The organism is Aquirufa lenticrescens, from assembly GCF_019916085.1.
GTDB classification, from domain to species: domain Bacteria; phylum Bacteroidota; class Bacteroidia; order Cytophagales; family Spirosomataceae; genus Aquirufa; species Aquirufa lenticrescens.
This window is the reverse complement of sequence record NZ_CP049834.1, coordinates 1,237,253-1,256,651: the sequence shown is the minus strand read 5'-3', so window position 1 is coordinate 1,256,651 and position 19,399 is coordinate 1,237,253. Positions and strand designations below refer to the sequence as shown.

Annotated in this window: 18 protein-coding genes and 1 tRNA gene; 3 read left to right on the top strand and 16 right to left on the bottom strand. The window is 41.8% G+C overall.

Features of this window, described 5'->3' with window-relative positions:
* Positions 1-5: 5 nt before the first annotated feature.
* On the bottom strand, positions 6-341 hold the full coding sequence (locus G9X62_RS05605) for a carboxymuconolactone decarboxylase family protein (protein ID WP_223129767.1): 336 nt from the start codon (positions 339-341) through the stop codon (positions 6-8).
* A gap of 152 nt (positions 342-493) precedes the next feature.
* Complete coding sequence (locus G9X62_RS05600; protein WP_223129766.1) at positions 494-1,309, bottom strand: SDR family oxidoreductase; 816 nt, start codon at positions 1,307-1,309, stop codon at positions 494-496.
* A 107-nt stretch (positions 1,310-1,416) separates the two neighbouring features.
* On the opposite strand from G9X62_RS05600, the gene G9X62_RS05595 reads away from it, so the two are divergent.
* Positions 1,417-1,779, top strand: coding sequence for a MerR family transcriptional regulator (locus G9X62_RS05595; protein WP_223129765.1), 363 nt, complete (start codon positions 1,417-1,419; stop codon positions 1,777-1,779).
* 22 nt (positions 1,780-1,801) lie between these two features.
* On the opposite strand, the gene G9X62_RS05590 is transcribed toward G9X62_RS05595, so the two are convergent.
* From G9X62_RS05590 to G9X62_RS05580, 3 genes are all read right to left on the bottom strand, one after another.
* Positions 1,802-2,260, bottom strand: coding sequence for a DUF6036 family nucleotidyltransferase (locus G9X62_RS05590; protein ID WP_223129764.1), 459 nt, complete (start codon positions 2,258-2,260; stop codon positions 1,802-1,804).
* Between the two features lie 2 nt (positions 2,261-2,262).
* A complete protein-coding gene (locus G9X62_RS05585) occupies positions 2,263-2,457 on the bottom strand; it encodes a hypothetical protein (RefSeq protein WP_223129763.1) in 195 nt (64 codons plus the stop codon).
* Positions 2,458-2,645: 188 nt separating this feature from the next.
* Complete coding sequence (locus tag G9X62_RS05580) at positions 2,646-3,548, bottom strand: CorA family divalent cation transporter (protein WP_223129762.1); 903 nt, start codon at positions 3,546-3,548, stop codon at positions 2,646-2,648.
* 60 nt (positions 3,549-3,608) lie between these two features.
* Between G9X62_RS05580 and G9X62_RS05575 the strand changes: the two genes are divergently transcribed.
* Positions 3,609-4,268: a hypothetical protein gene (locus G9X62_RS05575; protein ID WP_223131777.1), complete on the top strand. Its 660-nt coding sequence runs from the start codon at positions 3,609-3,611 to the stop codon at positions 4,266-4,268.
* A gap of 225 nt (positions 4,269-4,493) precedes the next feature.
* Here the strand turns inward: G9X62_RS05575 and G9X62_RS05570 are convergent.
* The 4 genes from G9X62_RS05570 to G9X62_RS05555 form a co-directional block, all read right to left on the bottom strand.
* Positions 4,494-4,567, bottom strand: a tRNA-Asn gene (locus tag G9X62_RS05570).
* 76 nt (positions 4,568-4,643) lie between these two features.
* A complete protein-coding gene (locus tag G9X62_RS05565; protein WP_223131776.1) occupies positions 4,644-6,044 on the bottom strand; it encodes an efflux RND transporter periplasmic adaptor subunit in 1,401 nt (466 codons plus the stop codon).
* Between the two features lie 354 nt (positions 6,045-6,398).
* A complete protein-coding gene (locus G9X62_RS05560; protein WP_223131775.1) occupies positions 6,399-7,751 on the bottom strand; it encodes a TolC family protein in 1,353 nt (450 codons plus the stop codon).
* A gap of 95 nt (positions 7,752-7,846) precedes the next feature.
* Positions 7,847-8,530, bottom strand: coding sequence for a M15 family metallopeptidase (locus G9X62_RS05555; RefSeq protein WP_261345559.1), 684 nt, complete (start codon positions 8,528-8,530; stop codon positions 7,847-7,849).
* 48 nt (positions 8,531-8,578) lie between these two features.
* Here G9X62_RS05555 and G9X62_RS05550 point away from each other — a divergent pair, with 48 nt between their 5' ends.
* A complete protein-coding gene (locus G9X62_RS05550; protein ID WP_223131774.1) occupies positions 8,579-9,814 on the top strand; it encodes a nucleoside recognition domain-containing protein in 1,236 nt (411 codons plus the stop codon).
* A gap of 85 nt (positions 9,815-9,899) precedes the next feature.
* On the opposite strand, the gene G9X62_RS05545 is transcribed toward G9X62_RS05550, so the two are convergent.
* The 7 genes from G9X62_RS05545 to mnmG all read right to left on the bottom strand — a co-directional run bounded on the left by G9X62_RS05545 (position 9,900) and on the right by mnmG (position 19,380).
* The gene (locus G9X62_RS05545) at positions 9,900-10,376 is read right to left on the bottom strand and encodes a UpxY family transcription antiterminator (protein WP_261345558.1); all 477 of its coding nucleotides are present in this window, start codon (positions 10,374-10,376) and stop codon (positions 9,900-9,902) included.
* A 2-nt stretch (positions 10,377-10,378) separates the two neighbouring features.
* Positions 10,379-11,632: a nucleotide sugar dehydrogenase gene (locus G9X62_RS05540; protein WP_223131772.1), complete on the bottom strand. Its 1,254-nt coding sequence runs from the start codon at positions 11,630-11,632 to the stop codon at positions 10,379-10,381.
* A gap of 1 nt (position 11,633) precedes the next feature.
* On the bottom strand, positions 11,634-12,713 hold the full coding sequence (gene gmd / locus G9X62_RS05535) for a GDP-mannose 4,6-dehydratase (RefSeq protein WP_223131771.1): 1,080 nt from the start codon (positions 12,711-12,713) through the stop codon (positions 11,634-11,636).
* 49 nt (positions 12,714-12,762) lie between these two features.
* Positions 12,763-14,535 (bottom strand): AMP-dependent synthetase/ligase, encoded by a 1,773-nt coding sequence (locus G9X62_RS05530; protein WP_223131770.1) that lies wholly within the window; start codon positions 14,533-14,535, stop codon positions 12,763-12,765.
* A 477-nt stretch (positions 14,536-15,012) separates the two neighbouring features.
* Positions 15,013-16,644 carry an Ig-like domain-containing domain gene (locus G9X62_RS05525; RefSeq protein ID WP_223131769.1) on the bottom strand — a complete coding sequence of 544 codons (1,632 nt, stop codon included), beginning with the start codon at positions 16,642-16,644 and terminating at the stop codon, positions 15,013-15,015.
* Positions 16,637-17,521, bottom strand: a complete 885-nt coding sequence (locus G9X62_RS05520) for a class I SAM-dependent methyltransferase (RefSeq protein ID WP_223131768.1) — start codon at positions 17,519-17,521, stop codon at positions 16,637-16,639. Before G9X62_RS05520 ends, G9X62_RS05525 begins: the two co-directional genes overlap by 8 nt.
* Complete coding sequence (gene mnmG / locus G9X62_RS05515; RefSeq protein WP_223131767.1) at positions 17,521-19,380, bottom strand: tRNA uridine-5-carboxymethylaminomethyl(34) synthesis enzyme MnmG; 1,860 nt, start codon at positions 19,378-19,380, stop codon at positions 17,521-17,523. Before mnmG ends, G9X62_RS05520 begins: the two co-directional genes overlap by 1 nt.
* Between the last annotated feature and the right edge of the window lie 19 nt (positions 19,381-19,399).

The window sequence follows — 19,399 nt, the reverse complement described above, 5'->3', positions numbered from 1 at the left end:
ACAAACTACGTTAATTTCTCTTGCCCAAACGCCTCCTTCGCAATCATAATAGCCGTCATGGCCTTAGGCCAACCTACATAAAAAGCTAAGTGGGTGATAACCTCCACGAGCTCCGCTTCCGTTAAACCATGTTCTTTCGCGTAATTCAAATGAAATTTGATTTGGTTAGAATGTTCTCCCGCAACTAAAGCCGCCACCGTTATTAAACTCCTTTCGCGTCTTGAAAGCTCCTTGCCCTCCCAGACATCGCCAAACAATACATTATCTGTGTAGCCCAATAATCTTGGGGCAAAATCGCCTAACATTTTCTCCGCTGCGGATACGTTCTTTTCTTCGCTCATATTATATTCATTTTAACAAATATAAGGAAGTTGCAGCTGTAAAAATGATTGGATTATTAAAACTGGGGGTAACTATAAAACAAAAAAGCCGATCATTGCTGATCGGCTTACTATCTCTATTAACATACGCTGCAACTTTACAGGTGGCATATTTATAAATTATAACTTTTTCTAACCATCAAAAAGTATAACTTATCAGAAAGCAATTTTCTTAGCACCAACAACATAGGGCCGGGTTTACCCACTGCATATCTCATTTGATTACTATTGTCAGTTGCAGATTTGTAAATCATCTTTGCTACAACTTCTGGACCTTCAGCATCTTTCATTACTTTCTCTGCAGCATTATTAAACTTTTGAATAAACCCGTCATATTGATTTGTATCAGTAGGTTTAATAAATTGACGACTTCGGCCATAAAAATCAGTAACGATGGGGCCCGGTTCAATGAGTTTCATTTTTATATTAAACTGACTTAACTCGTAATGTAACGACTCTGTAAAACCTTCCACTGCAAATTTCGTAGCGTGGTAAATGCTGTAAAGAGGAAAGGTGATTTTTCCTCCCATACTCGAAATTTGAATAATAATTCCGCCACCAGTGGGTCTCATATGTTTTATTGCTTCTCTAGTTACACGCATTAATCCAAAGACGTTAGTGTTGAATTGTTTTTCAATGATCTCATCTGACATAGCCTCAAATGCGCCATCAACACCATAACCTGCATTGTTTACCACAATATCAATTTTACCAAAATCGTTTATAGCACGGGACATCGCTTGGGAAATACTTTCAAGGTTTGTTACATCCAAGGGGTATAATTTTACATTGGGGTATTGGTTGAAATCTGTTTCTGTTGCAGGATTTCGTTGAGTAGCTATCACATTCCACCCCATTTTTGCGAACTCATAAACGGTTGCTTTTCCAATGCCGCTAGACGTTCCGGTAATCAATATGGTCTTATTCATCATTTGTTTATTTGATTTTGAACAAATCTATTCCCTTTATTTTAAACCCACAACATTAGAGTATGGTCTATGGTTGACATTTATTTTCAATCCACTATATTTGTCACATGCTAATAAATGAACTATCAAAAAGAACGGGGCTCTCTGCACACACCATTCGATTTTATGAGAAATCGGGGTTGATCGAGGGGAAACAAGACGATTCTGTTACTTCAAATAATTACTTCCACTATGATGAAGTAAGCGTTGAAAAATTGGAATTCATTAGTGATGCAAAGTCGGTAGGCTTTACCATTAAAGAAATAGGACAAATCATTAATGCATGGTATAATAATGCTTATACCAAAGAACAAAAGCTTGAAATTCTAGCCGAAAAATTGGTCTCTTTAGAGCAAAAGATGAAAGAGATAAAGGAGATGAAGAAACTATTACTTCAGTTCAAGGAAGACGTATTAAATGATAGGTGCTAAGATAAAAGGGGGCAAGCCAATTTCACAATTTAGACAGATTTTCCAAGTCATTTAAATCCTTGGCTCTACCACTTATTTCCTTGTTTCTTTTCAGGTCATTGATGTGGATTACTTTCATTGGGATTTCTTCAAAAACAGTTTCTAATGCATTGTTATAAATTTCTTGAAAAGTAAATCCAGATATTTCTTTCAAGATTTCAATGCACACAGGGGGCCTTCCAAAGGTGTATACATTTATGTGTGCTTGGTGAAGAAAGGACTCTTCAGTCATATCAAAAAGAGGCATTTGAAATTGCTCAAAGGCCTGAACCAATTTATCATAATTGTTTTTTGAAACCTCAACAAATATATCAATGTCTCCTGTAGTTCGGGGAAATCCATGATAGATAACGGAATATCCTCCAACTAAGACATAGCTGACTTCATTTTTATTCAAAGCCAATAAAAATTCTTGAAAATCTGAATTAAAAATATTCCCCATGGCTACTTTTTGCGTGTAGAAAATACCGCTTTGTCCATTTTAGGTGGATTCCCAAAAGGGTAATTATAAGAAACACTGTTTAAATAGGCAAAAACCTTACCTATTTCTTCCTTGCTCATTCCTACGTAATGTGTAGCCTCTTCTTTTTGATCAAAAAGGTTTCCAGAGGTGCTATACGTTCTATCAAATTTTAGCATAATCAAATATACTATGAATTTTTTTAATCCTTCCAACAACCCGAAATACAACAAAAAAGCCGATCATTTCTGATCGGCTTGCTCCCTTACTAGGTGGAATGTTGCAGCCATTTTCGATGCTTGGGCTTGCGTCTATCAAAAAATTTAAAAGTTAAATCTCATACTTTAATCCATATTAATAGTTTGATTTATAGCCATCTTTTTTTCCTAAACCACAAGTAAATTCCGCCACTTAAAAGGACCATAATGCCAAGAAGTAAAGGATAACCATAACGCATTTTCAACTCTGGCATATAGTCAAAGTTCATTCCATAAATTCCTGCCACAAAAGTAAGAGGCATAAAAAACACCGAAAAGATGGTTAATACTTTGATGACATCGTTCGTTTTCTGTGCTGAAATGGAGAGGTAAAAATTCACCAAATTGGAAACGTCTTCGTGAATTTGGTCATAAATATTTAGGAGCTTTAAGTGTAAGTCTCTTGAATCCTGTAAGTCATCTGCTTTTGCTACTGGTAATTTGACAGAACTTATCGCTTCTTGACTGAATAATAGAAGTTTCTTACTCATCAGGGCTTTGCGTTTGATTTGATATAATTCCAATAACATTTGAGGGGTAAGGTTTTGTGAAAAAACCATATTCTCAAATTCATCTAATTCCGTTGATAAGCCTACCGCTGGCAATTCGTATGAATGTAAGATGTGCCACAACAATTTGGCAACAATCGATTCGACTAATTTAAATTGTCCTTTATCGAAAAAACGCATTCGAACATCCTGTATAAAATCGTGTGAAATTCGATGGATTGTGATTAACAATCCAGGTCTGTAGAAAAACGCAATTTTAGTAGAAATGGATTGTATGGAAACAGACTTACCACTTCGAATAGGCATTAGTACCCTGGTGATAATAAAATGAGTTCCTTCAATATCCTCGTGTTTAGGTAAGTGGTCTGGCTGTAAGCAAGCAGATAAAGCAAAATGGTTTAAATCATAGGTTTTGCTAAGTTCCGTTAATTCTGTGGATGAAGGAGCAGTTACATCTACCCAGGTCAACATTTGCTCTTTATTTTCAAAAATTACAATTGCCATTTAAAATTTAATTAAGGGGTAATTTGTATTTATTAACTTGCATTCGAAATCTACTCAAATATGCGCTTACTCGTTTACATCTCCTTCATTTTTCTTCTTGGAAGTTGTGGAGTCATTCAAAATACTTCAAAATTTGGGTTAAAGGACGGGTTATACCGAACAAATCAAGGGAAGGTGCTTATTGAAACACAAAACGATACGCTTCTTGTATTTTCTGAAAACGGGAAAAAGGAGCATTCTCTTCTTGCTATTAGTTCTGTACCACAACGTAATTTTACCCTCGAAAAATCTACATTTGACATAGATGTGCTTGCCATCCCTGCCAAATACCGAGTAAGTTTATCAGGAATGCCTGCCCAATTAAACAGTGAAATTAATGCGGCCTTGTATTTTGGTAAGCGAAATGATTATTTTCAGGTAAATTTTGAGAAATCCCCTAGCAACCGATTCAAGCGGAAAATCGACCACTATGGCTTTTCTATAGGAGGTTTTGTTGGTTTAGGTAATTCGGTCATTAATAGTGATGTTAGTCAAGGTTTAATCCCTTATGAATACCAGGGTATTACTTTTTCCAAAGGTATCGCTGGTATTATTGCCATCAACAATTTCACATTAGGAATAGCCTACGGATTTGATAATTTGCTTGACAATAATTCATCTCAATGGATTTATAATCAAAAGCCGTGGGTGGGGCTGGCATTGGGTTTAAACCTAAACTAATTGACACCTCTACTGACCTCGAACCACAAAAACCAATATTAAATCTTCCAAATGATTCGATAGACCACATTTCTCCTAAACTCATTGATTTAGGGTTGTAACATTTACAAAAAATGAAGTATTGAAAATGTAAAAAGATGCAACCACAAAAAATGTCTGTTTACGGAAATATAGGGTAGTTTTTAAACAAAAAAAGAGGTCGAAATGACCTCTTTTTGATTTGTGCTCCCTCTCCTGGGCTCGAACCAGGGACCCCATGATTAACAGTCATGTGCTCTAACCAACTGAGCTAAGAAGGAATTTGGTTCCTATTGGGACTGCAAAAATAGGGGGCTAAATCATTAAATGCAAGATAGCCCCCTGTTTTTTTTGAATTTATTTCTTGTCAGCAGCCTTTTCTGCTGCTTTTGGATCCTTCTTCTTCACTAAGTCTCCTTCTTTCAGCTTCTTAGCAACTGTCGCGTATGGCCCTGCGATGATCTCTTGTCCGTCTTTCAAGCCGCTCACGATTTCGATATTTTCAAAATCGGAGATGCCTGTTTTCACTTGGATCATTTTCGCTTTGCCATTCTCCATCACGAACACCACTTCTTTCGTGTTTTCCTTGCGTTTCTTCGCTTCTAAGGCATCGTTAGAGTTAGTTGAGTTAGTTCCGTCGTCTTCTTTCTTTTCGCCCTCTTTCACCTCAGCTCCGATCTCGCGCGTTGTTACAGAAGATAAAGGTGCCGTAGCAATGTTTTCTTTTCTGTTTGTCAAAATCTCAACAGAGGCTGTCATCCCCGGCTTTAATGGATAAGACAATTTGCCTTTGATTAAATCTGCATAAGAAGAACGCAATACACGAATCTTCACTTCGAATTCTGTTACCGCATCATTCGAAACCACGGAAGCTGTTCCGCTTGAATTCGCTGAACTAGCAATTTCATACACAACCCCTTTAAACTTACGTTCGCTAGAAGAAAATGCATCCACGTCGATTAAAACCGTATCACCGATGCTTACACGAGTGATATCATTTTCGTTAACATTCACGCGCACTTCCATTTTGTTCAAGTTCGCGATACGTAACATTTCTGTTCCAGCCATTTGTGACGTTCCTACGACACGCTCCCCTAATTCTACGTTTAACTTCGAGATGATTCCGCTTTGAGGGGCATAAATCGTCGTCTTCGTTAAGTTGGTTTTCGCTTCTTTTAAGGTCGCTTGTGATGATTTTACATTGTAATTCGCGGCATTTACGTTGGCTTTTGCCGCTTCCAAATCTTGTTTCGCCACTGTATAAGCGGATACAAATTGGTCAAAGTCCGCATCAGAGATTACTTTGTCCTTGTGCAATTTCGCATTACGATCGTAGTCGATTTTTGCCTTCGAAAGACGCGCTTCGCTCTGGGCTAACACCGCCTTACTTTGTTCCATGTTTGCTTTCGTTGCATTCATTTGCGCTTCTGCACGTGCCAAAAGAGACACATAGTTATCCGGACGAATCTTCAACAATTCCTGGCCAGCCACTACTGAATCGCCTTCCGCTACGTTCAAAGAAACAATCTCCCCAGAAACGTCTGGCGACAATTTCACTTCAACCTCCGGCTGGATCTTTCCAGACGCACTTACCTTTTCAATGATCGTCGAACGAGAAACCTTCGCGAACTCTACCTCCGTAGGCTCTACTTTCCCGATCCATTCCATTTTTTTGGCTAGAAATAATCCACCAAAAATCAATACCACCGCGCCTCCGATGATCATCCAAGTCCGCTTACTGTTGTTGTTAGTTGCCATAATTTTTAGTCGTCACTTTGTGACTTAGTCGCGACTACGTCGCTTAGTCAATGAGTCATCGCTTCGCGATTTAGTCACTGCTTCGCAGTTTGGTCGACTTCGTCTGAGTCTTTGTAACTTTATTTATTGTTTATAATTAACTCTCTATATCGTGACTGCGTCGCTAATCAGTCGTGACTTCGTCACTTAGTCATTGCTTCGCAATCTAGTCGACTTCGTCTTAGTCAATAGGTCCACTTTTAGACTCTTTGACTAAATCGCACCGCGATGACTAAGTCTCGTCAGAGACGACTAAACCTCGTAGAGGTGACTAAGCCGCAACGCGGCGACTATGGTTTTTCAGTTGCTCTGCAACTAAAAAACCAGGCTCTTCCCTTGATAAAAATCCAAAATTTTCGTTCTAAACACGAAGTCATATTTCGATTGTACCAAGCTCAAACGCGCCTTATCTAAATTCGTTTTTTGTAAGTTATAGCTTACGAAATCAATTGTCCCTGCTTGAAAACGGCTTTCAGCTGCGCGGAAAGACTCTTCTAAAGCAGATACTTGTGAAAGGCCTGCCTCGTATTTCATCGCCGCGTTGTTTAAATTAACGTAGGCTTGTTCGATGTTTTGGCGTAAAGTTAAACGCGCTTTTGATGCTTCAATCGAAGCGTTCTCGCGTTGTAAACCTGCCTGTGCGATTCTCGTCTTGTTAGCGAAACGTGTAAAAATAGGGATGTTTAATCCCAGAGAGATCACCTTGTTTTGGGTATTGTTCAATTGATCAAAATAGCCCATGGTTAAGGCATTCGACTGGTTCGCAGACATGCTTGCACTTAAAGATAGAGTAGGCATCGTTCCTGCTTTGGCTACCGATATGCCTTTTAGAGCACTTTGTACACGTAGATCAGCGGCTTTCACTAGAGGCTGGATCGCTAAAGCTTTGGCATATAAATCATCCATTCCCGTGTCATATCCATTAGAACTAGGCGTAGGAACCTGAATGCGTTGCAATGAAATGGCTGAAATACTCGAATCGTTTAACAATTGAATCAAGGTCAATTTATTGAGGTCCAAAGAACTCTGGAAACTCACCACGTTCGATTCTTCATTCGCTAATTGCGCTTTCAAATCCAATAGGTTAGAAGGGGCAAGGGAGCCCGCATTCACCAATTTCTCCGTACGAGAAATCTGTAATTTCGTAATTTCTGTCTGCGACTTCGCGATGCTTAATTGATCTTCCGAATTCAAAATGGCTAAGTACGAAAGCACCACTTGTAGGGAAATATTTTCCTTGATGGATGCCAAATCTTCTTGCGAAGCCTTCAGGTTATAATCGTTTTGGAGAACCGAGTTACGAATTTGGCCTCCATTAAAAAGAAGCATTCCCGCGTTTAAACCCAAGTTATTGTAATTAATGTTACGCGAATCGTATCCGTTCGTGAAGGGGTTAATACTACGTCCAAAAGAAGCCGATTGGTTAATATTCGCACTTAAATTAGGCAAGGCGTTGTTTTTCGACTGCTGCAACTGCAATTGTGCGTTGCGCAAACTCACCTCGTAGGACTTCACATTCAGATTGTGTTGTAACGCGATTTCAACCGCCTTAGAAAGCGATAATTGAACGGTATTTCCGTTCGCCTGAATCGCTGAAGCGTTCTGAGCTGTAGCTGACATTCCGCTGGCCAAAAGCAAAGCAGAAAGACTAAATATTTTTAAAGACATAAGGTCAACAATAAAATGTATGCAAAGGTAAACAATCCCGCGAAAGCCAACCTTGATTTTAGGATAAACGGCAAGGCTTCAGGATGAAACCCCATTTATGGTATAACGGAAAACTTTTCTTTTGCCACTTTGCGCGAAAATGCATTAAAGTGCCACCACTCATATTCAATAGGCATAAAGCCCGCACTTTTCATGGCATTGCGTAGAATGAGGCGATTATCAATGGCTTTTTGGCTTAATTTACCCGCCTTTAAAAGTCTCGCTTCCTCTTTCGGGTAGGCCATTTCGCCAAAGAAATCATATTTCGTCCCCATCTCCAGCGGCTTTCCCTTCTCATCCGCCACCGTTAAATCAATCGCACTTCCATAATTGTGAATCGAATGTTCCTTCGGATCTGCCACATAGGTCCGGCGTTTTTCTGGGCTATATTCTGTCAACGTATTCCAAAGTTCCCACTGCTTCGAAAGCGGTCTGGCCGCATCATAAATCAACAAATGATAGCCCGGATGCGCTTTTTCCAAATTCTCCTGTGCCTTCTTCAACATCACAACCGTCTCCTTTTGCAAGTAGGCATGCGTCAAACAACCATATACGTTCTTCTTCATGAAATTATCAGAAGTCGCATATTTTAGCTCAAATAAAACGTTCTTCACTTGAGCTGTCACCTCTTGTAGCCCCTGTTTCTGCATGGATAATTCGGCAGCACAGGTCGTTTTTTGTGCCTTCAACGACAAGCTAATTAGTAGCATTAGAACTGCTTTAGCGAATAGATTCTTCATTTTGACGGAATTTTCCCTAAATTTAATCGTTTTTTACCTCTCTTACCTATGGCTTTAAATTGGATTTGGTTTTTGTTCTTCGGTGTCGCGTTCGTGGTCGCCCTGATTCAATTCATATTCTTCGGCAATACCGACATATTTAAAATCCTGGTAGACGGGATGTTTGACTCCGCGGAAGTAGCCGTCATGAAAGTGGCTCTTCCACTAACGGGCGTCATGGCCTTCTTTATGGGCATTTTACAAGTAGGTGAGAAGGCGGGTGCGATTCATTTTTTGGCCCGCAAAATCCAACCTTTCTTTTCTCGTTTGTTTCCTGAAGTTCCAAAAGACCACCCCGTTCATGGCCAAATGATCATGAACTTCTCGGCAAACCTTTTAGGATTAGATAACGCTGCCACCCCATTCGGTTTAAAAGCGATGCAAGGTTTACAGGATTTGAATACAGAGAAGGAAACCGCCTCTAACGCCCAAATCATGTTCCTCGTGCTCCACAGCGCAGGCCCCGTTTTAATCCCACTTTCCATCATGGCTCAACGGGCCATTTATGGCGCCCAAGACGCCTCAGACGTATTTATTCCCTGCCTCATGGCCACTTACGCCGCCACCATCACGGGTCTGATTTTCGTCTCCTTCAAGCAAAAAATTCGTCTGTTTGAACCCGTTCTCTTTGGCTGGCTTTTCAGCATCACCGCCATTCTTGCCGGTATTTTATGGTACTTCAGCAGCCTCCCAAAAGAGCAAATCGACATCCAGTCCAAACTCTTCAGCAACGGTATCCTTTTCGCCCTGATATTCTCTTTCATCGCCGCAGCCTTTTATAAGAAAGTAGACATTTTCGGAACCTTCGTTGAAGGCGCCAAAGGTGGATTCGAAACCTCCGTCCGCATCATTCCCTACCTCGTAGGCATGCTCGTAGCCATTTCTTGCCTTCGCAACTCTGGCGTTTTAGATTTCATCGTAGACGGCATGAAAATGGCCGTCAACTATATGGGAATCGACAATCGCTTCACAGACGCAATGCCCACTGCTCTTTTACACCCCGTTTCAGGTAGCGGTTCCCGCGCCATGATGATTGACACGATGAAAACCTTCGGCCCAGATTCCTTCGCCGGCCGCCTTTCTTGTGTCTTCCAAGGCTCCGCAGAAACGGTCCTTTTCGTCATCGCCCTGTACTACGGCTCTGTTCAAGTTCGCAACATTCGCTACACGCTATGGGCGGGATTAGCGGCGGATTTGGTGGGGATCCTTACAGCGGTGGGGGTGAGTTATTTGTTTTTTGGATAACCTTTAAATGGTGAATGGTAAGTGGTAAATGGTGAATTAATCTACCATCAAATATTTACCATTTACCACTTACCATTCACCATTATTACTTCTCTGCTAATGCCGCAACAAGCTCAAACCCCAAACTCTCAATCTTAAGCCTCACCTCATGCTTATTCTTCAGCCCTACAATCTTGGCTGTTTGGCCGGTGAGTGGGCCGGATTCGATGGTGATGTAATCGCCCACTTTTGCGGTGGTGCCGATGGTTTCTACCTCGAGGTGGTCAGATAGGAATTGTCTGATGGCGAGGATTTCTGCGTCTTGGATGACGGCAGGTTTGTGGAGCCAGTAGACGAAGTTCACGACACCGAAGGTGCGACGGACTAAGCCACTTTGTTTTTCGAGGTCGATGTTAACGAATACGTAGGAGCGGAAGAGGACTTCTTCAACCCATTTTTTGCGGTCAGACCATTGCTTTTTGCGCTTCGTGGTAGGGCAATAGGCTTCGATGCCTAGCTCTTCGAGGCGCAAGGAGACTTTCTTCTCCATTCTGGATTTCGTATAAATCGCGTACCAAGCCATGTTTATAAGCGGGCGTCAGCCAGGTCTTTGGAAAGAATACATTTGATGTCGAAAATGACACCGTTTTCTGCCTTAAGGTCTGCGAAGGGGAGGTCAAGGAATTCGTTGTGGGCAACGGTTAAAACGATCGCTTGGTATTTATCGGCTAGTTTAGAGACTAATTCGATCCCGTGTTCGTGCTTCACTTCAGCTGCGTTTGCCCAGGGATCGTAGACGTCTACGTCCATGCCAAAGTCCACCAATTCCTTGTAGATATCAACCACGCGGGAGTTGCGGATGTCTGGGCAGTTTTCTTTGAAGGTGATGCCGAGCATGAGGGTTTTGGCGCCGCCTATTTTTTGGCCTTTGTTAATCAACAGTTTGACTAATTTATTCGCGACGAAAATACCCATGTTATCGTTCACGCGGCGACCCGAAAGGATCACTTGTGGATAATAACCCAGGCTTTCGGATTTGTGTAATAGGTAATAGGGGTCCACGCCAATGCAGTGCCCGCCTACTAAACCGGGCTTGAAATTCAAGAAATTCCACTTCGTTCCAGCGGCTTCTAACACCTCGGTGGTGTCGATGCCCATGCGGTCGAAAATCAAGGCTAATTCGTTTACGAACGAGATATTGACGTCTCGTTGGGCGTTTTCGATGGCCTTGCTCGCTTCGGCTACTTTCATCGAAGGCGCTTTGTGCGTGCCTGCGGTGATGATGGAGCGGTAAAGTTGGTCGACTTTTTCGGCGATTTCGGGAGTGGATCCAGAGGTAACTTTCTTGATTTTAGTCAAGGTGTTTACCTTGTCGCCTGGGTTAATGCGCTCTGGCGAATAGCCGCAGAAGAAGTCTACATTGAATTTTAATCCGGAGAATTTCTCCAAAACCGGAACGCAATCTTCCTCCGTACAACCCGGATAAACGGTGGATTCGTAAATGACTAAATCGCCCTTTTTCAAGGCTTTTCCTATCATTTCCGATGCCTTCAACAGGGGACTTAAATCCGGCTTTTTGAAGTGGTCAATGGGAGTGGGTACTGTAACAATAAAAGTATTGCAAGTACTTAAATCCGCAGCATTCGAAGAGAATGTTAAAGAAACGGATTCCTTTAATTGCTCCGCGGTCACTTCCTGTGTGCGGTCGAAACCGCTATTTAGTTCCGCGATGCGGCTAGTGTCTATATCAAATCCGAGGGTAGGGATGTTTTTGCCAAACTCCACCGCCAGCGGAAAACCCACATATCCTAAGCCAATAATGGCGATCCGTGTACTCATCTTATTTGTTCGAGAAAAGTTTTACGTCCGCCTGCACCATGTCTTTCACTAAAGCGGCAAGGTCGTATTTGAGGGTCCAGCCTAGTTTTTCTTTGGCCTTCGTAGGATCACCGATCAACAATTCTACCTCCGTAGGACGGAAATAACGTGGATCGATCGCAATAACTTCTTGTCCCACCGGTACTTGATACGCCGGGTTCGAGCAAGAAACAACGGTTCCTATTTCGTTCACGCCCTCGCCAGTAAAGGCTACTTCAATACCTAATTCCGCAAATGACATGCGGATAAATTCGCGCACGGTCGTTGTAATACCGGTCGCGATCACATAATCTTCGGGTGTATCTTGTTGCAAAATTAACCACATCGCTTCGATGTAATCTTTCGCGTGGCCCCAGTCGCGTTTCGCGTCTAGGTTGCCTAAGTGAATCTTTTTTTCTTGTCCCAAAGCGATTTGGGCCACACCGCGAGTAATCTTGCGCGTCACGAAGGTCTCGCCGCGAAGCGGGGATTCGTGGTTAAATAAAATACCGTTTACCGCAAACATACCGTAGGCTTCGCGGTAATTCACCGTGATCCAGTAGCCATATAATTTAGCGACGGCGTAGGGAGAACGAGGATAAAAGGGAGTTGTTTCGGATTGCGGAACTTCCTGTACCAGGCCGTAAAGTTCCGAAGTGGACGCTTGGTACACTTTAGTCTTTTTAATCAAACCTAGCAAACGTATGGCCTCTAGAATACGCAAAGTTCCGATGCCGTCTACCTGCGCTGTGTACTCTGGTTCGTCGAAAGAAACTTTCACGTGGGACATCGCCCCTAGATTGTAAATTTCGTCCGGCTGAACTTCTTGAATGATGCGAATGATATTCGTGGAATCACTTAAATCTCCGTAATGCAAGATAAAAGAGGCAGAATCCACGTGTGGATCTTGGTACAAATGATCAATGCGATCGGTATTAATCAACGAGCTTCTGCGCTTGATACCGTGCACGATATAACCCTTATTTAAAAGAAATTCCGCTAAATAAGCGCCATCTTGTCCTGTTACACCCGTAATGAGGGCTACCTTTTTTCCTGTCGACATACGATTCATTAAGAAACCAAAATTACGCAAAAAAGAGGCCTAACGCAATTTATTCATACAAGGCCAAAATCGCCTTCTCGTGTTTCGCGTAAATTGCCTTGCGCTTTAATTTCAAAGTAGGGGTGATTTCTCCATCCGCTACCGTAAACAAACGCGGCAATAGAACGAATTTTTTTACTTGTTCGTATTTCGCCACAGATGCCATCGTCTCTTGAACTTCTTGCTCGATTTTAGCTAACACTTTCGGGTTGTTGATCAAGGACTCTGGACCTTTCACGCCCAATTCTTGTTGATCAGCCCATACTTGCAGTGCATTAAATTCTGGGATGACAAGCGCTGATGGGAACTTTTGGCCTTCGCCCACCACCATACATTGCTCAATAAATGCTGATTCTTTCAACTTGTTTTCCACTAATTGTGGCGCTACATATTTACCGCCAGACGTTTTAAAGATCTCCTTCTTGCGATCCGTAATCTTCAAATACTTTCCATCCACCATCATACCGATGTCGCCTGTGTGGAACCAGCCTTCCGAATCAATCGCTTCAGCGGTAGCCTCTGGGTTCTTGTAATAACCTACCATCACAGAATCTCCTTTCACACAGATCTCTCCGTCTTCTGCAATCTTTAATTCGATGCAATCCACTAACGATCCCACGCAACCCACCTTGAAGTCCACCGGCTTCACACGTGAAACAGAAATAACCGGCGAAGTTTCAGTAAGACCATAACCCTCAGAAACAGGAATTCCGGCTGCCCAGAAAACACGCGATAAACGAGGTTGTAATGCTGCGGATCCAGAAGCAATCAAACGAACGTTTCCGCCCAATGCTTCACGCCATTTGCTGAAAATCACTTTTCGATAGAAGGCTAATTTTAACGAGTCGATTAATCCTAACTTCTCCATTGGATCGTATTGCAATCCAAATTCTAACGCACCAAAGAAGAGAGTCCGTTTGATGCCGGTGAGCTCATTTCCTTTGGCCAAAATCTTATCATATACTTTCTCTAATAAACGCGGAACCGAAGCAAACATCGCCGGTTTCACCTCGCGAATATTATCCGCAATCGTCTCCATACTCTCCGCATAATAGACCGAAACGCCATAATACATGTACATGTACACATCCGTACGTTCGTAGATATGACACAAAGGCAAGAAACTCAACGCACGATCAGTTGGTAGTAAATCGAAGAAATTTCCACGCACTAAGGATTTCACATTACTCACAATATTGTGGTGGGTAAGCATTACTCCTTTAGGGCGACCCGTCGTTCCTGAGGTATAAATCAAAGTCAACAAATCACTTGGCTTCACCGCATCCATCAAAGGTTGTAAAACAGCGGCATCCTTTCCTTCTCCTAAATCCTTCACAACCGTCCACATTTCAACATCTGCTACCGGATCAAAAGTGTAAATGCCTTTAATTTGTTTATTTCCCTTAGAGGCTTCTTTAGCTTTTAAATACAATTCCTCGTTTTCACAAAAGATGTATTTTACTTCAGCGTCTCTGAAAATGTAGTCATAATCTTCAATGGTAATCGTAGGGTACATGGGAACGGTCACACCACCTATGATTTGGACCGCAAAATCTACAAAGTTCCAAGCAGGACGATTTCCAGAGATGATCGCAATTTTGTCACCTGGTTTCACTTTTAGGGCTAAAAGACCCAAAGCCAAGGTTTGAATCGTTTCTAAGGTATCGGAAGTAGAATAGTTTTTCCATTCACCATCCCTCTTTAGATTAAAGAGATCCGCTTTTTGAAAGTTTTGATACGCGATTAGTAAATCGAAGACACGGGTGAATTGTTGATGAACCATTAGTATGAAGGGTTTAGAGGTAGCAATTTAGCCAAATAGTATTAAATATAGTTCTTTTTGCACCTAAATTACTTATCCACAAGTTATCCACAGATGAATAGGTGATTTAATCTTTTTTTATCTGATATAAATATTTTTTATACCTAAAATATCAAAAAAGCATCAAATCCTCTTTCTCAGCTTTAAAACTTATCCACACACATAAATTAAAAAAAGAAAAATGTTTTTAAATCTCTTTTTTGTTTCTTCTTGTTGTTCTCTGTGGATAAGTGGATAAGTCTAATATGTGTTTGTAAGTGCTTGATATCAGTGAGTTTTGCAAATTTTAAACCCCATATGCCTGTGTGGATAACTAGCTAACAACTTGTGGATAAGTCTGTGTTTATCCACAGTGAACATATCAGCTAAAAAGTTATGCACATTTATGCACACTGATTGTGGATAAAAAGGCGAGTTATACACCACTTATCCACAGTGCTAAGGGGTATTTATCCACAAGTCACTTAACTGGAAGTTTGCCTTTAATTTGATCTTAGTATCAAAATAATAGATGGGCTCAGACTTGATCTTCGTCTTGTAATCACCAATATCCCATTGTCCATTTTCATTGCTGTCAACAATGGCTCTTAAGGTATAAATGCCTGGTTCCACGTTTTGGAAAGAACAGGGTCCTGTAGACTTTTGCTCGTAGGCCTTTTCAAGCTTCTCACCCTTTAATAATTGGTAGATATAGTGCCCAGGTTTACGAATCCCCCCTTCAATTACACCTGTTTCTTCTGGGTCTAGTCGTTTAATGACTTGTTTGTATTCGTTCGTAGAATCAGCTTCTGGGCCCACGAATGCAATTTTATCCAAAGAAAGGGTGAATTTTTCTAGCTTGGGTAAGAAGGCTGATTTAATGGTTAATACATTCTGGAATTTATTCCAAGAAAAGGCTTCGTCTGGGAACGTTAAATCATCCTCGTTTTCGGTTAAAATATGTACTTTCTTAGACACCCATTGTAATACGGGTTTTGGGAAAATGATGAGAATAGAGTCTGTAGGAACGATTTGAGCACCTACCTTAGGGAATATATCGAAGCCGAGCGCTATATACGTTGACTTTTCTTTTTTTGCCAATTCCCTAAATTTTCCCTTCAGTTTAAACTCGTATTTTCTCCCTACCGAATCCTCTAAAGCAGCCTCGATTTTTAGCGTATCCGCTTTGTTTAATCCTCCCGCATAGATGCGAAGGTTTCGTTCGTTTTCGATTATGTATAGCGGCTTTTCGCTAGACGAAAAGCGTAAATCTGCTGCTTTAATGCCGCGTGAGAACTCATACAAAATGGTCTTTGCAGTAGTGGTCGTTTTGCTTAATTTCAACGGATCCTGGTTTTGAAGAGCTATTTTGAAGTCCCGTGTCTCGTTTTTATGCAGATCAATAAAGTTTTCGGTTATGAAGTCAACCGACTCTTTGGCAGAATTATATAGTAGATTATTGTTCGCATCTTCAAATGCCGCCATATAGTATTTGCCTGCCGCTAAATTCTCTAGCGCATACGTTCCAGACGTGTCTGTACGAACAAAATAATAGGGCTTAGCCTTATCGATGGATAAGGTATCCGTGTAGGGATAAAGGCCTACGGTGATGTTATCGGCTTTTTTATTCGTTAGCAAATGCTTCACGCGACCTTCTATTTTCAAGGAATCGATGGTATTAGCCGTACTAAATACAAGTTTAATATTTTTTCCTTTGTTACGCTCTGCGATATCTTCCACTGCATTTCTAAAATTGAACGTATACGTTGTATTGTCTTTAAGCGCACTATCGAGAACGAGTGTTAATCCTGTGGGACGGATGCGTGTTTCGTAATTACCAATCGAGGGAGTGATTAATAATTCCTGATTTAAGTTCTTAACGGTGACATATTCGTTGAAGTTTAATTCAATCTTTTTGCCTTTGAAATTCTTGCTTTTGTTGAGCGGGATGGAGGTCGTTACCACCGGAGCCAACGTGTCCTTTTTACCACCGGGAGGCGAGGCCATTTGGGCACAACTTTGTAGTAATACCAAGCTGATTCCTAGGCCAAAAAACGCCATTAAAAAACTGAATTTCAAGAACTTATGCATTTTCAAAGATATATAAATTGCTTGAATAATTGGGCTTTCCTAGCATCGCTCGTAGGTTTGAAAGTAAACCTATACAGAACGAATGAAGTAAGCGTTTATTTCCTGTTTTGTATTCGTTACTTAACAAAGAAATGTAAAAGCTATCAAAGATCAATCCGCGACTCTTTTTTAACTTAAAACCGTATTTCGCAGCTAATGCCGTAATGGTTGCCGGCGTGAAGTGGTAGATGTGTCGTGGAACATCATAAGCCGCCCAATATTCTTCGAAATAGTTCGCATCGAAGGACGCGGGATTAGGTAAAGCTAAAAGCAATTTACCGTCTTGCGTTAAACGGCTTTTGAAGAACTGAAAGTATTCGTCTAGCTCGTAGACATGTTCTAATACATGCCAAAGTGTAATTACCTGAAATTTCTTCTCTGAGCCGATTTCTTTCAAAGATGGCGCAATGGCTAGGCCTGTTAACTTCGCTGCTCTATCGGCCGTTTCTGGGTCTAATTCGACCCCATTTATATTCCAGCCTTTTTCCTTCGCTGCCGCTAAGAAGTGACCGTTTCCACAACCGATATCGAGTAACTCTTTATTTCCTTTTTTCTCAGGTTCAATCCAATTCGTTTTCGATTGCAACGTGAATTTGCGTACGGCGTGGTATAACTTGTTGACAATTCCCTCATTCGTATCACTGTGGGAAATATACGCACTCGCGTGGTAATAGGGCCCCGCCTCGTTTGCCGCCGGTCGTGGATTTGTGTAAATCAATTGACATGAATGACAAGTCACGATATGAAACAATTCGTTCGACACGGTATAATCTTTCGCCTTGAATTTCAAGGTTGAATCTGGAGATCCGCAAACCGGGCAATTTTGAATATTTTCCATTAGCGTCCCATGAATAAAAGTAGAATTGAAACATCCGAAGCCGATACACCTGAAATGCGACTAGCTTGTCCGATCGTCTGTGGCAAAATGGATTTCAATTTAATGCGTGATTCAGTCGAAAGTGTTTTGATTTTATCGTAGTCAAAATTCGCCGGAATGGATAGGTCTTCCATCGATCGCATTTTGTCTACCATCAAACGTTCTTTCTCAATATAGCTTTCATACTTCACTAAGATTTCCACTTGTTCGCGTACTTCTTGTGAATAGTTTCTGACGATCGGTTCTACACTAGGGTGTGTCGCAATGCGGTCGAATGATAAATCGGAACGACGTAATAAATTCACGATAGGCGCCCCCTCTTTCAAGATAGCACTTCCCTCCTGCTCTAGCCAGTCGTTTACTTCTGTGGGTTTTACTTTCGTGTTTTTTATCTCTTCGGTTAAAGCCGCTACTTGCGCTTTCTTCTCCTGAAATTTATTCCAGCGTTGCTCGGTCGCCAAACCTAATTGGTATCCTTTCGCGGTCAAGCGTTCATCCGCGTTGTCTTGTCTAAGTAACGTTCTAAACTCAGCACGGGACGTGAACATACGGTACGGCTCGTCCGTTCCTTTGTTAATTAAATCGTCTATTAAAACACCGATGTAAGCATCCGAACGAGACAATGTAAATGGATCTAATTCGTGCGTTTTTAAGTGGGCATTGATACCAGCCATTAGTCCTTGACATGCAGCTTCTTCGTAACCTGTGGTTCCGTTGATTTGGCCCGCAAAGAATAAACCTTTTACGCGCTTGGTCTCTAAGGTTGGAGTCAATTGGGTAGGTGGGAAATAATCGTATTCAATCGCATAACCCGGACGGAACATCTTCGCTTTTTCAAATCCTGGTATTAAACGAATCGCTTCGAATTGAATGTCCTCTGGCAAGGAAGTGGAGAATCCATTGACGTAAATTTCTACCGTGCTCCAGCCTTCTGGTTCGACGAAAATTTGGTGCGAATCTTTATCCGCAAAACGGTTGATTTTATCTTCAACTGATGGACAATAGCGCGGGCCCAAACCTTTGATTCTTCCTGCGAACATAGGCGAACGGTCGAAGCCTTTGCGTAAGACTTCGTGCACTTTCGAGTTTGTATGCGTGATCCAACAAGAGCGTTGTTCGGTCAGTGGAGTTTCTGTAAGGTAAGAAAAAGAGCTTGGGTTCTCGTCGCCTTTTTGTTCTTCCATCGCAGCGAAGTCGAGGCTTCTGCCATCCACACGCGGAGGTGTTCCTGTCTTCATTCTTCCAGATTCAAAACCTAGGTTAACCAGTTGTTCTGTTAGTCCAATAGCCATCGGTTCTGCCATTCTTCCTCCTCCAAAATTCTTCTCCCCTATGTGGATCAAGCCATTTAAAAATGTACCGTTCGTTAGTACGACAGCGCGTGCAGTGAAGGTCATTCCCATACGTGTGATGACCCCTTTCACTTCGCCTTTTTCTACGATTAATTGCTGAACAGAATCTTGCCAAAAATCGACATTCAAATTCCCCTCCAAGGCATTTCTCCACTCCTCTGCAAAACGCATACGATCGGACTGACAACGGGGTGACCACATCGCCGGACCTTTGGAACGATTCAACATTCTAAATTGAATCATCGTCTTGTCTGAAATGATTCCAGACATTCCCCCTAGGGCGTCAATTTCTCTAACGATTTGGCCCTTCGCCACGCCACCCATCGCTGGGTTGCATGACATCTGAGCTATCGTCTGCATATTCATCGTGACTAACAAAACACGTGATCCCATCTGCGCCGCCGAATAAGCTGCTTCGCATCCGGCGTGTCCCGCTCCCACCACAATTACATCGTATGAATTTAGCATAGCTATGAATGTTTCACGT

Coding starts and splice junctions, on each gene's coding strand:
- G9X62_RS05605 (WP_223129767.1), bottom strand. CDS start 341: ATGAGCGAAGAAAAGAACGTATCCGCAGCGGAGAAAATGTTAGGCGAT.
- G9X62_RS05600 (WP_223129766.1), bottom strand. CDS start 1,309: ATGAATAAGACCATATTGATTACCGGAACGTCTAGCGGCATTGGAAAA.
- G9X62_RS05595 (WP_223129765.1), top strand. CDS start 1,417: ATGCTAATAAATGAACTATCAAAAAGAACGGGGCTCTCTGCACACACC.
- G9X62_RS05590 (WP_223129764.1), bottom strand. CDS start 2,260: ATGGGGAATATTTTTAATTCAGATTTTCAAGAATTTTTATTGGCTTTG.
- G9X62_RS05585 (WP_223129763.1), bottom strand. CDS start 2,457: ATGCTAAAATTTGATAGAACGTATAGCACCTCTGGAAACCTTTTTGAT.
- G9X62_RS05580 (WP_223129762.1), bottom strand. CDS start 3,548: ATGGCAATTGTAATTTTTGAAAATAAAGAGCAAATGTTGACCTGGGTA.
- G9X62_RS05575 (WP_223131777.1), top strand. CDS start 3,609: ATGCGCTTACTCGTTTACATCTCCTTCATTTTTCTTCTTGGAAGTTGT.
- G9X62_RS05565 (WP_223131776.1), bottom strand. CDS start 6,044: ATGGCAACTAACAACAACAGTAAGCGGACTTGGATGATCATCGGAGGC.
- G9X62_RS05560 (WP_223131775.1), bottom strand. CDS start 7,751: ATGTCTTTAAAAATATTTAGTCTTTCTGCTTTGCTTTTGGCCAGCGGA.
- G9X62_RS05555 (WP_261345559.1), bottom strand. CDS start 8,530: ATGAAGAATCTATTCGCTAAAGCAGTTCTAATGCTACTAATTAGCTTG.
- G9X62_RS05550 (WP_223131774.1), top strand. CDS start 8,579: ATGGCTTTAAATTGGATTTGGTTTTTGTTCTTCGGTGTCGCGTTCGTG.
- G9X62_RS05545 (WP_261345558.1), bottom strand. CDS start 10,376: ATGGCTTGGTACGCGATTTATACGAAATCCAGAATGGAGAAGAAAGTC.
- G9X62_RS05540 (WP_223131772.1), bottom strand. CDS start 11,632: ATGAGTACACGGATCGCCATTATTGGCTTAGGATATGTGGGTTTTCCG.
- gmd (WP_223131771.1), bottom strand. CDS start 12,713: ATGTCGACAGGAAAAAAGGTAGCCCTCATTACGGGTGTAACAGGACAA.
- G9X62_RS05530 (WP_223131770.1), bottom strand. CDS start 14,535: ATGGTTCATCAACAATTCACCCGTGTCTTCGATTTACTAATCGCGTAT.
- G9X62_RS05525 (WP_223131769.1), bottom strand. CDS start 16,644: ATGCATAAGTTCTTGAAATTCAGTTTTTTAATGGCGTTTTTTGGCCTA.
- G9X62_RS05520 (WP_223131768.1), bottom strand. CDS start 17,521: ATGGAAAATATTCAAAATTGCCCGGTTTGCGGATCTCCAGATTCAACC.
- mnmG (WP_223131767.1), bottom strand. CDS start 19,380: ATGCTAAATTCATACGATGTAATTGTGGTGGGAGCGGGACACGCCGGA.